This is a genomic window from Streptococcus sp. 17.1 (assembly GCF_016648655.1).
In the GTDB taxonomy this organism is placed as follows: Bacteria; Bacillota; Bacilli; order Lactobacillales; family Streptococcaceae; genus Streptococcus; species Streptococcus salivarius_E.
The window spans coordinates 1-8743 of sequence record NZ_JACLQM010000033.1 but is presented as its reverse complement, the minus strand read 5'-3'; the positions used below and the strand labels follow the sequence as shown (position 1 = coordinate 8743).

Sequence of the window (8743 nt, the reverse complement as noted above, 5' to 3'; positions counted from 1 at the left end):
TATGGTAAGATGGGAGTAGCTCATAGTGTTTCCTCGGGTTCTGTTTGTGTGGTTACTTACAGTTTACACCAATGAAAAGCTATGAGTTTTTTTGTTGCACTATATTTTACAATTTTTCGAATAAATGTTATAGAAAGTATAAACTTGTCAGGAACTTGTACAAGTTTATACTCTTGGTATATAATAAAAGAAAAGAGGAAAATGAGGTATGCTAATGGAAGCAGTCGTCTATTCAACGTTTCGAAATCATTTGAAGGATTATATGAAAAAGGTTAATGATGAATTTGAACCTCTAGCTGTAGTCAATAAAAATCCCGATGAAGATATTGTAGTGGTCTCAAAGAGTGAGTGGGATAGTATTCAAGAAACATTGCGTATTGTTCAAAATAAAGAACTTTCAGACAAGGTTTTAAGGGGAATGGCTCAGGTGCGTTCCGGAGAGACTCAAGAGCATGCACTAAAGGAGTAGAAAATGTTACTCACTTTCACTGAAGATGCATGGATGGATTATTGTTATTGGCAAAATCAGGATAGGAAGACACTTAAGCGAATCAATAAGCTGATTAAAGACATTCAACGGGATCCTTTTTCAGGTATTGGGAAACCAGAACCCTTGAAGTATGACTTTCAAGGAGCTTGGTCTCGGCGAATTGATGCTGAAAATCGTTTGATTTATATGATTGATGGTAAAAGTGTCGCCTTTCTCTCTTTCAAAGATCATTATTAGGTCTACCTTTGGTAGGCTTTTTTACTTTCCGTAAATTATTTTCAAAAAGGTCAAAAAAGATCAAACAAAGCCATTGACCTTTACTGACTAATGGTGTATGATAGTCGCATAAGGATTTAGCTTCCTTATAAATATAAATCTTGCAGTGCTTGCCTAAATACTTGTCATAAAGTTATTTTGGTTTGACTGCAAAAAAGTTTATGACAAAGGTCAAAAAAAGTCAAAAAAGATATTGACTAATACTGACCAATGTTGTACAATATAAACATAAGGAAATGAAATCCTTATGAAGGCTGTCAAAACAGTCCATATATCGATATGAAAAGATTGCAGCTTGTCTGCTTAAATTTTCATTAAAAAGGTCAGTAAAAGTCAAAACTAAATTCTTGACCCAAGCAGATGAAAGGTATATGATAAAGCTATAAGGAAAAAGGTTTCCTTAATCTACAAGTTTCTTTCTGAAAGAGGCTTGGAAGTTAGCTATATTGAGAGATTCACAGAAAGAAGGTGGCTCTTATGCTAAATGACAATTTATTTAAGACTGTGAAAGTTCTCAGTCTCCTACCAAGAGCAAAACCTGAAATTATTAGGAGAGTAGTTGAAGCTACTAAAAATTTTTAGGGTTTTGGTCAGTAAAAGTCAAAAAACACATTAACATAAAAATAACACTTAAAAAATTTCACAAGAAAACACAAAACGAGGTAATTATATGAACAACAACTTTAACAATATGGACGATCTTTTCAATCAATTGATGGGTAATATGGGTGGTTACCGTTCAGAAAACCGTCGCTACATGATTAACGGCCGTGAAGTGACACCTGAAGAATTTGCGATTTACCGTCAAACAGGTCAATTGCCTGGTAATGAAGGTGAAGCAGTGAACCCAACTCAACAACAAGGTAAAGGACCTAAACAAGATGGTATTCTTGCTAAACTTGGTCGTAACTTGACTGAAGAAGCTCGCGAAGGTAAATTGGATCCTGTTATCGGACGTAACAAAGAAATCCAAGAAGCTTGCGAAATCTTGGCTCGTCGTACAAAGAATAACCCAGTCCTTGTAGGGGATGCTGGGGTTGGTAAAACAGCCGTAGTTGAAGGTTTGGCTCAAGCCATCGTCAATGGTGATGTCCCAGCTGCTATCAAGAATAAAGAAATCATTTCAATTGATATTTCTGGACTTGAAGCTGGTACTCAATACCGTGGTAGCTTTGAAGAAAACATTCAAAACTTGGTAAACGAAGTCAAAGAAGCTGGAAACATTATCCTCTTCTTCGATGAAATCCACCAAATTCTTGGTGCCGGAAGCACTGGCGATGGTCAAGGGTCTAAAGGTCTTGCTGATATCTTGAAACCAGCTCTTTCACGTGGTGAATTGACAGTGATTGGTGCAACAACTCAAGATGAATACCGTAACACTATCTTGAAGAACGCTGCCCTAGCCCGTCGTTTCAACGAAGTTAAGGTCAATGCTCCTTCTGCTGAAGATACTTTCAAGATTCTCCAAGGTATCCGTGATCTTTATGAAAAACACCACAATGTTATCTTGCCAGATGATGTTTTGAAGGCAGCGGTAGATTTCTCTGTACAATACATTCCACAACGTAGCTTGCCAGATAAGGCTATCGACCTTGTCGATGTAACAGCTGCTCACTTGGCTGCTCAACACCCAGTGACTGATGTGAATGCTGTTGAACATGAAATTGAAGAAGAAAAAGCTAAACAAGAAGCTGCAGCTGCCAAAGAAGACTACGAAGCAGCTCTAAACGCTAAGGTTCGTATTGAAGAACTTGAAAAGAAAATTGCTAACCACACAGCAGACCTTAAAGTCACTGCAACTGTTAACGATGTGGCTGAATCTGTAGAACGTATGACTGGTATCCCAGTATCGCAAATGGGAGCAACTGATATCGAACGTTTGAAAGATATGGGCCACCGTTTGCAAACTAAAGTTATCGGTCAAGATAAGGCCGTTGAAGCAGTGGCACGTGCCATCCGTCGTAACCGTGCAGGATTTGACGAAGGTAACCGTCCAATCGGTAGCTTCCTCTTTGTAGGACCTACTGGTGTTGGTAAAACTGAGTTGGCTAAACAATTGGCTCTTGATATGTTCGGAACCAAAGATGCCATTATCCGTTTGGACATGTCAGAATACAGCGACCGCACAGCCGTTTCTAAATTGATTGGTACGACAGCTGGTTATGTTGGTTATGATGACAATAGCAATACTTTGACAGAACGTGTTCGCCGTAACCCATACTCAATCGTTCTTCTCGACGAAATTGAAAAGGCTGACCCTCAAGTCATCACCCTTCTCCTCCAAGTTTTGGACGATGGTCGTTTGACAGATGGTCAAGGTAACACTGTAAACTTCAAGAATACTGTGATTATCGCAACTTCAAACGCAGGCTTTGGTTACGAAGCTAACTTGACAGAAGATGCTGATAAACCAGAACTTATGGATCGTTTGAAACCTTATTTCCGTCCAGAATTCCTTAACCGTTTCAATGCTGTCATCGAATTCTCACACTTGAGCAAAGAAGATCTTTCTAAGATTGTAGACCTTATGTTGGTTGAAGTTAACAAGACGCTTTCTAAGAAAGACATTGACTTGGCAGTTAGCGAAGCTGCTAAAGAATACATGACTGAAGAAGGCTACGATGAAGTCATGGGTGTTCGTCCACTCCGCCGTGTGGTTGAACAACAAATCCGTGACAAAGTCACAGACTTCCACTTGGATAACCTTGATGCTAAACACCTAGAAGCTGATATGGAAGATGGTGTCTTGGTTATCAAAGAAAAAGATGCTAAATAAAAAGCATAAAACCTCCTAATCCTATTATGAAGCAGAGATGTTAGTAGACATCTCTGTTTTTTTCTTTTTTATTTAAGACTTTCCTTGGGTGCTACGGACGGAAGCGACTTCCTAACGGAATTCCATTCCTAAGATTTGAGCGTAGGTCTCAAATCTTCCGAAGCAAAAACGGAAGAACTATATAGTGATAAAAATATTAAAATAACAAGAACTGGTGGAAATATTATTATTGATAACTTAACGGATAAAGAAATTAATATAAAATCAACTTTTGTAATTAACAATAGTATTGAAGCAACACCATTTAGTTCGTCACAATCTAGTATCGATCCGAAAGGAGAGCAGTCAGTATCTATATCAGAATTTGTTGCAGTTAATCCAGGACAGAAAGTTGAGGAATCAGACGAAAAAGCAAAAAAAGCAAACTACTATAAGCATAAAATGAAGAGCGGTGAAAATATTGGGTGGACTGCTAATATACAGAATGGTAACTATGATACAATGAATTCATTTAGTATAAATTTTAATTACTAATTGTGAGGAGATGCAGAATGGATTTATTGGATAAACTGTTAAGTAATAAGATTGTTAATACAAATGGTTACACACGTTCAGATACTGGTACCAAAGTCCATTCCTATTTAAGGACACATCCTAAAAATCAAGGCTTAACGAAATCAGCAACACGTTCTATTATTAATGCTTTAAAAAAGAAATAGTAATTATATGAAAATAGGTTTAGTAGTGTTCTCTTTAATCTGATTAGTGGTGCCTTTTATTATTGAATGATACTTTCTGTTGTGAAAAAAAGGAACATTGAGTGACTATTACACTATCCATAAACTTTTTATAAGTTTTCATCATTGATAAAAAAGGTAAGTAGCCGATGCTACTTACCTTTATTCTTTATCATCACCTTGATACTTTTGCAAGCGTTCTTGGATGATGTTGAGTCGGGGTTCGAGGTCTTTTTTGAAGACGCGTGTTTTATAGTTGAGGTCTTGTTTGATGTCAGCAAGAACAAGGTTTTGTTCCTTGATGATGTCAAGGTTGCGTTTGATATTGTCCAGATCGTGAGAGATATTTTCTCGTGATTGGTTGAGGTCTAGGATTTCCTCTTTGATGTCTTCACGTCGTTTATAGGCGTAGTAGGCACCGTAGGCAAGAGCTCCAAGAGCTAGAAAGCGTCCGATTTTCATTCTGTTACCTCTTTAGCGATGCTGTCAGCAAGGTCGGCCAGGGCAGCGAAGTCTGGTTCGTGTTCGTCAAATCCCATGTGGATACCATCGTCTGCACCGTAACGAGGAACGAGATGAATATGAGCGTGGAAGACGGTTTGTCCAGCAACTTCTTCGTTGTTATTAAGGATATTCATGCCGATTGCTCCAGTTGCTTTTTGCACGGCACGAGCAATTTTTGGAACACGGCTAAAGACAGTCTCAGCGGTCTCAGCAGACATTTCTAAGATGTTACGAACGTGCTCTTTAGGAATAACCAAGGTATGTCCTTTTGTAGCTTGTGAAATATCGAGGAAGGCTAGAACCTTGTCGTCCTCGTAGACTTTTGATGAAGGGATTTCTCCAGATATAATTTTACAGAAAATACAATTATCCATAATAACGACCTTTCCATGAGTTTTTGTTATAATAGATTATATCATACCAAAGAGAGAAAAGATAATGCTTAAATTAGAAAAGGTGACGGGTGGTTACGCTAATATTCCCGTCCTAAAAGATGTGACTTTTGAGGTGGCTGATGGTGAATTGGTTGGTCTCATTGGTCTTAATGGTGCTGGAAAATCAACAACAATTAACGAGATTATTGGTCTCTTAACACCTTATGGGGGACAGATTGCCATTGATGGGTTAACTATTCAACAAGATCCAGCTAGCTATCGTCAGAAGATTGGCTATATTCCTGAAACGCCAAGTCTCTATGAAGAGTTGACGCTTCGTGAACATTTGGAAACGGTGTTGATGGCCTATGGTCTTGATGTGACTGAGGGGATGGCACGTGCGGACAAGTACCTCAAACTCTTTCGCTTAGATGAAAAGTTAGATTGGTTCCCGACTCAGTTTTCAAAGGGAATGAAGCAGAAGGTTATGATTATCTGTGCCTTTATTGTTGGTCCAAGTCTTCTCATTGTTGATGAGCCCTTCCTAGGTTTGGATCCCTTGGCGATTTCGGACTTGATTGAGCTTTTAGCTGAGGAAAAAGCTAAGGGCAAGGCGATTCTCATGTCTACCCACGTTTTGGATTCAGCCGAGAAGATGTGTGATCGCTTTGTGATTTTGCACCATGGACAGGTCTTAGCACAGGGGACTCTCGAGGAGCTCCGTCAGACTTTTGGCGACGATAGTGCCAGTCTTAACGATATTTACATGCAGTTAACTAAGGGAGAATTGTCATGATAGCTAAGCTATTTAAGGAGCGTAGCAAGCGATTCAATGCCCGCTGTGCTAAGTATAGTCGCTACGTGTTTAATGATCATTTTATCTTGGTTCTTCTCTTTCTGCTAGGTTTTGTCTTGGTTCAGTATAGCCAGTTGCTTCGACATTTTCCAAAGAATCCGTGGGCAATTATTCTTGGCTTGCTTATGCTTTGTCTGTTATTACCTTTCTGGGGGAATATTGCGACTTATCTAGAACCTGCGGACAAGCACTACCTTTTGGTTAAGGAAGAAGAGGTGCTAGACCATGTTAAGAAGGCAACAGGACGTGCTTTTAGATTTTGGGTAATAGTACAAACCCTGATTTTTATTTTGGTTATTCCTCTCTTTTTAGCCTTGAGACTTCCAGTTTGGGGAGTTATCCTTGTAGCTGTGGCTATGGCTATTCTTAAGTATGTTATTTTCCAGAAAAAGGCTCAACCTTTTTATAAGCAGTCTGGACTGAATTGGACTGAAGCTATTGCAGGAGAAAATAAGCGTCAACAATCGATCTTGAAGTTCTTTTCACTCTTTACCAATGTTAAAGGGATTACGTCGAGTGTTAAACGTCGTGCCTATTTGGATGGTGTTCTCAAACGTACAAAGAAAGACAAGGAAAATACCTGGTATAATCTTTACCTAAGAGCCTTCTTGCGTTCTGGAGATTACTTTGCCCTTAGCCTACGCCTTTTTGCCCTAACGCTTTTAGTTATCTTTTTGGTTCCTGAAAAATGGCTGGCTATGGTTCTTGTGGTTGTTTTTGACTACCTTTTGCTCTTCCAGCTCACGGCGCTTAAATCGCACTTTGCTTATCAGAGAATGGCTAACCTTATGCCAGTTGGAAAAGACATGCAGGTGAGCAATCTTAAGCGCTTGATTACTCAGATTGTACTTGTGCTGACTCTGGTCCAGGCTATTTGCCTCTTCGATCTTAAATTTAGCCTGATCTTGGTTGGAATTATGCTAGTTTTGAGCCTTGTTTACCTACCAGCCAAGCTTAAGAAGATGATTGACTAACACCTATTAAATAAGTTAAAATAGAAACGAATGACTAAAGAAAAAGGAGATGCCTAGGTGACATCAACAGATAAAGATTTGAGCCTGACTCCTCTCAAAGGAAATAGTGGTAAGGCCTATATGGGAACTTACCCAAACGGAGATCGCGTCTTTGTGAAGATGAATACAACACCAATCTTGGCAGCTCTTGCCAAGGAACAGATTGCACCACAGCTCTTGTGGGCTAAGCGTCTGGGAAATGGTGACATGATGAGTGCACAGGAGTGGCTTGATGGTCGTATTTTGACCAAACATGACATGAACAGTAAACAGATTATCCAAATTCTTGGTAATTTGCACCGCTCTAAACACTTGGTTAATCAACTTTTGCAGTTGGATTATCATATTGAAAATCCTTTTGATCTTCTACACGAGTGGGAAGAAAATGCCGCTTATCAATTGCGTGAAAATGGCTTCCTTCAAGACGTTGTTAGAGATTTGAAACGTCATCTTCCAGAGTTTCGTGCGGAGATTGCAACAATTGTTCACGGAGATGCTCGTCATAGTAACTTTGTCATCACAACCTCAGGATTGATTTATTTGGTTGATTGGGATTCTGTACGTCTAACAGATCGTATGTATGATGTGGCACAAATCCTCAGCCATTACATTCCATTGGCACATTGGCCCCAGTGGTTGTCATACTATGGCTATAAGAACAATGACCTTGTGATGGACAAGATTTACTGGTATGGGCAATTTTCATACTTGACACAGATTTCAAAATTCTTTGATAGTCGTGATATGGAACATGCCAACCGAGAGATTTATGAACTTCGTAAATTCAGAGAGACCTTGCACAGATATTAGAAAGTAGACATGCGAGTTAGAAAACGTAAAGGTGCAGAGGAACACCTAGCTAACCATCCTCAGTACGTTATTCTTGAGCCGGAAGCTGCTAAAGGTAAGTGGCATGAGCTTTTTGGTAATGATAATCCTATCCATATCGAGGTAGGATCTGGTAAAGGGGCCTTCATTACTGGTATGGCCCAACAAAACCCTGACATCAACTACATTGGTATTGATATTCAGTTGTCTGTTTTGAGCTATGCCTTGGATAAGGTCTTGGCTTCTGGTGCTGAAAATGTCAAACTCTTGCGTGTGGATGGATCTTCCTTGACCAACTATTTCGAAGATGGTGAAGTGGATATGATGTATCTGAATTTCTCAGATCCATGGCCTAAGAGCCGTCATGAGAAACGTCGTCTAACTTACAAGACTTTCCTAGATACTTATAAGCAAATTCTGCCTAAAAACGGAGAGATTCACTTTAAGACAGACAATCGTGGACTTTTCGAATACAGTTTGGCGAGCTTTTCACAGTATGGAATGGTTCTCAACAAAGTTTGGTTGGACCTTCATGCAAGTGATTATGAGGGCAATGTCATGACTGAGTACGAGCGTAAGTTCTCAGAAAAAGGTCAGGTCATCTACCGAGTAGAGGCTCAGTTTAAAGATTAATTATTGAAAACTTGATTAAAAATAACGATTAGCCTATTGATGGCTAATCGTTTGATGTGGAGAGGTCGCATAGAGGCCGAGTGCGCACGCTTGGAAAGTGTGTAGTCCTTAACGGGGCTCGGGGGTTCGAATCCCCTCCTCTCCTTTGAGAAATAGACAAAGTGTCCCTTCCGTTTTAGAGGCTCTTTGTCAACTGTAGTGGGTGACGAAAAGCTAACATCTAGAGAGAACCTGATAGGTTTTCTCTTTTTGTATG

Annotated in this window: 11 protein-coding genes and 1 tRNA gene; 10 read left to right on the top strand and 2 right to left on the bottom strand. The window is 39.5% G+C overall.

Annotated elements, in window-relative coordinates; translation table 11 throughout:
- Window positions 1-214 precede the first annotated feature (214 nt).
- From H7T99_RS10350 to H7T99_RS10330, 5 genes are all read left to right on the top strand, one after another.
- Complete coding sequence (locus tag H7T99_RS10350) at window positions 215-469, top strand: type II toxin-antitoxin system Phd/YefM family antitoxin (RefSeq protein WP_129852038.1); 255 nt, start codon at window positions 215-217, stop codon at window positions 467-469.
- A gap of 3 nt (window positions 470-472) precedes the next feature.
- Window positions 473-727 carry a Txe/YoeB family addiction module toxin gene (locus H7T99_RS10345; protein WP_021143706.1) on the top strand — a complete coding sequence of 85 codons (255 nt, stop codon included), beginning with the start codon at window positions 473-475 and terminating at the stop codon, window positions 725-727.
- 709 nt (window positions 728-1436) lie between these two features.
- Complete coding sequence (locus H7T99_RS10340; protein ID WP_004183275.1) at window positions 1437-3542, top strand: AAA family ATPase; 2106 nt, start codon at window positions 1437-1439, stop codon at window positions 3540-3542.
- A gap of 135 nt (window positions 3543-3677) precedes the next feature.
- The gene (locus tag H7T99_RS10335) at window positions 3678-4076 is read left to right on the top strand and encodes a hypothetical protein (protein ID WP_037602686.1); all 399 of its coding nucleotides are present in this window, start codon (window positions 3678-3680) and stop codon (window positions 4074-4076) included.
- A 17-nt stretch (window positions 4077-4093) separates the two neighbouring features.
- Window positions 4094-4261, top strand: coding sequence for a hypothetical protein (locus H7T99_RS10330; protein ID WP_162837453.1), 168 nt, complete (start codon window positions 4094-4096; stop codon window positions 4259-4261).
- A 180-nt stretch (window positions 4262-4441) separates the two neighbouring features.
- Here H7T99_RS10330 and H7T99_RS10325 read toward each other — a convergent pair whose 3' ends face one another.
- A complete protein-coding gene (locus H7T99_RS10325; RefSeq protein ID WP_037602683.1) occupies window positions 4442-4741 on the bottom strand; it encodes a hypothetical protein in 300 nt (99 codons plus the stop codon).
- The gene (locus H7T99_RS10320) at window positions 4738-5157 is read right to left on the bottom strand and encodes an HIT family protein (RefSeq protein ID WP_002891660.1); all 420 of its coding nucleotides are present in this window, start codon (window positions 5155-5157) and stop codon (window positions 4738-4740) included. Before H7T99_RS10320 ends, H7T99_RS10325 begins: the two co-directional genes overlap by 4 nt.
- 64 nt (window positions 5158-5221) lie before the next feature.
- Here H7T99_RS10320 and H7T99_RS10315 point away from each other — a divergent pair, with 64 nt between their 5' ends.
- The 5 genes from H7T99_RS10315 to H7T99_RS10295 all read left to right on the top strand — a co-directional run bounded on the left by H7T99_RS10315 (window position 5222) and on the right by H7T99_RS10295 (window position 8632).
- Window positions 5222-5953, top strand: a complete 732-nt coding sequence (locus tag H7T99_RS10315; protein WP_037602681.1) for an ABC transporter ATP-binding protein — start codon at window positions 5222-5224, stop codon at window positions 5951-5953.
- Window positions 5950-6987, top strand: a complete 1038-nt coding sequence (locus tag H7T99_RS10310; protein WP_037602678.1) for an ABC transporter permease — start codon at window positions 5950-5952, stop codon at window positions 6985-6987. The genes H7T99_RS10315 and H7T99_RS10310 overlap by 4 nt, the downstream gene beginning before the upstream one ends.
- 57 nt (window positions 6988-7044) lie before the next feature.
- A complete protein-coding gene (ccrZ, locus tag H7T99_RS10305) occupies window positions 7045-7836 on the top strand; it encodes a cell cycle regulator CcrZ (RefSeq protein ID WP_002884270.1) in 792 nt (263 codons plus the stop codon).
- Between the two features lie 9 nt (window positions 7837-7845).
- Entirely contained in the window at window positions 7846-8487 is a 642-nt protein-coding gene (gene trmB, locus H7T99_RS10300; RefSeq protein WP_037602675.1) for a tRNA (guanosine(46)-N7)-methyltransferase TrmB, read from the top strand.
- Between the two features lie 58 nt (window positions 8488-8545).
- A tRNA-Ser gene (locus H7T99_RS10295) sits at window positions 8546-8632 on the top strand.
- Window positions 8633-8743 lie beyond the last annotated feature (111 nt).